A 2,186-nucleotide genomic window follows, 5' to 3' on the forward strand; every position below is an offset into this window, starting at 1 on the left:
CGGTATCGTCATGGACCTGAAGGTCCACACGGCGGGCGGGGTCGTGAAACCCGGTGAGACATTGATGACAATCGTGCCGCTCGGACAACAACTCGTGGTCGAGGCTATGGTCAAGCCAGAAGATGTCGAGACGATCGCCCCCGGACAGCCGGCGCACGTCAGCTTCCCGGCCTTCGCCCGCTACAACCTGCCGCCGCTCGACGGCGTTGTGGAGATCGTATCGGCTGACCGCATGGTGGACGAACGCAGCGGGGCACCGTATTTCGCCGCGACCGTGTTGATCGACAAGAGCGAACTCGCCAAGCTGGAGGGCCGCAAGCTGCTGCCCGGCATGTCGAGCGAGGCGATGATCCGGACGGGTGCTCGCACCGTGCTTTCTTACCTCGCCGAACCGATCACGCAGAACTTCCGCCGGGCCATGCGGGAAAAATAGCCGTAGGCCGCCCAACGGGATTCAGGCCAACGAAATTCAGGAAAGCAACATTCGCCCGGCCGTGATTGCCAGGAAAAACGCAAAGGCAAGTTTCAGATAGCGCGGGTTGAGCGCGTGGGCGAGCCTTGCACCCAAGGGTGCGAACAGAAAGCTCACGGGCGCTATGATGGCAACGGCCGGCAGGCTGACGTAACCCAGGCTGAGCGGAGGCCTGCCGGCAATCTCGAGACCCGACCAGATGAAGCCGGCCACAGCCGGAAGCGCGATGAGCAGGCCAAGCGCCGACGATGTGCCGACGGCCCGGTGCACCGGAAAGGAAAAGCTGGAAAGCGCCGGCACCGAGAGCGTGCCGCCGCCAATTCCCATGAGCGAAGAGACAAAGCCGATGACGGAGGCGATCGCACGGTTGATCCAACCGCTTTGCGGCAGGTGATCGGAGATCACAAGGTGCTTCGGCAACGCCATGTTGACGGCCACCAGCAGGCCGACGACGCCGAAGACCAGCCGCAGGCCGGCGCCGGGGATGAATTTCGACATGATGCCGCCGATCAGCGCGCTGACGAAAATAGCCGGCCCCCACAGACTGAGCAGAGGCCGATCGACATTGCCGCGCTTGTTGTGTGACCGCATCGACGAGATCGAGGTGGGAATGATAACCGCAAGCGATGTCGCGACCGCCAGATGGCTGGTCACAGCAGGCGAAAAGTGAAACAGGCTGAGCACCCAGAACAAAACCGGGACGATGACGATACCGCCGCCGACGCCCAGCAAGCCGGCCAGCACGCCGGACGCCACGCCGGTTATGGCCAGACCGGCGACCAGCATTGCAATCGTCAGCCCGTCGAACATCGACGTGTCGAATCCGAAGTCCACTATGATTTCCCTTTGATTGGCCATTTGCGGCACGGCCTTGCGGACGCGGCCGCGCTCATCCGCTGTTGCGACCCAAAATGCAGGTCGCCCAGAAGTGTTGTAGCGTTTTTGGGATGCGCTTTTGGTTAGTGGCGCACCATCCCGGCGTCGACATTGAGCGTCTGGCCGGTGATCCAGCGCGCATCGTCGGAGGCCAGGAACGAAACCACATCGGCGATATGTTCCGGCTGCCCCTTGCCTTTCATCGCCTGAAGCATCTCGACGAAGCCGAACGCCTCGTTATGCGGGCTCGCCTTGACGCCGTCGCTCTCGATCAGGCCAGGCGTCACCGCGTTGGCGGTGATGTTGTACTTTCCGAGTTCTGTGGCGAGCGCCCTGGTGAAGCCGATGACGCCGCCCTTGGCCGCGACATAGGCCGCCATGTTCGGCGTGCCGGCAAAGAAGGTGTTGGATGCGATGCTGATCACCCGCCCGGCCTTGCCTGCCGCACGCATCTGGTCCGTGCCGGCGCGGCTGACGATGAAGGTGCCGGTCAGATTGACGTCGATGATCTTGCGCCAATGGTCGAGATCGACATCGTCCCAGGCGACGAACGGCACGATGCTGGCATTGTTGACCAGGATGTCGATGCCCCCGGTCAGGGCCTGGATTTCGGCGAAAAGTGCCTTGACCGATGCCGGATCGGAAATGTCGGCGGCGATCGCCCTCGCCTTTCCGCCTATCGCCGCGGCCGCCGCCCTGGCGCCTTCGGCATTGATGTCGCTGACGATGACGGTTGCCCCGTCGGCGGCAAGCCGCGCGGCGATCGCCTTGCCGATACCCTGCGCGGCGCCCGTAACCAGGGCCGTCTTTCCCGCAAGCCGTTCAGTCATGAAAATGC

General features: G+C 63.2%; 3 protein-coding genes. 1 reads left to right on the forward strand and 2 read right to left on the reverse strand.

The window, feature by feature from the left end:
* A partial coding sequence (locus tag EN935_RS32365) for an HlyD family efflux transporter periplasmic adaptor subunit (protein WP_127374039.1) occupies positions 1-433 on the forward strand: 433 nt, incomplete at its 5' end.
* 36 nt (positions 434-469) lie between these two features.
* Here EN935_RS32365 and EN935_RS32370 read toward each other — a convergent pair.
* Positions 470-1,306: a sulfite exporter TauE/SafE family protein gene (locus EN935_RS32370; RefSeq protein WP_127265378.1), complete on the reverse strand. Its 837-nt coding sequence runs from the start codon at positions 1,304-1,306 to the stop codon at positions 470-472.
* 125 nt (positions 1,307-1,431) lie between these two features.
* Positions 1,432-2,186 (reverse strand): SDR family NAD(P)-dependent oxidoreductase (locus EN935_RS32375; RefSeq protein ID WP_245489111.1); only part of this gene is annotated, 755 nt, incomplete at its 5' end.

The organism is Mesorhizobium sp. M7D.F.Ca.US.004.03.1.1 (genome assembly GCF_003998635.1).
Lineage (GTDB): Bacteria > Pseudomonadota > Alphaproteobacteria > Rhizobiales > Rhizobiaceae > Mesorhizobium > Mesorhizobium loti.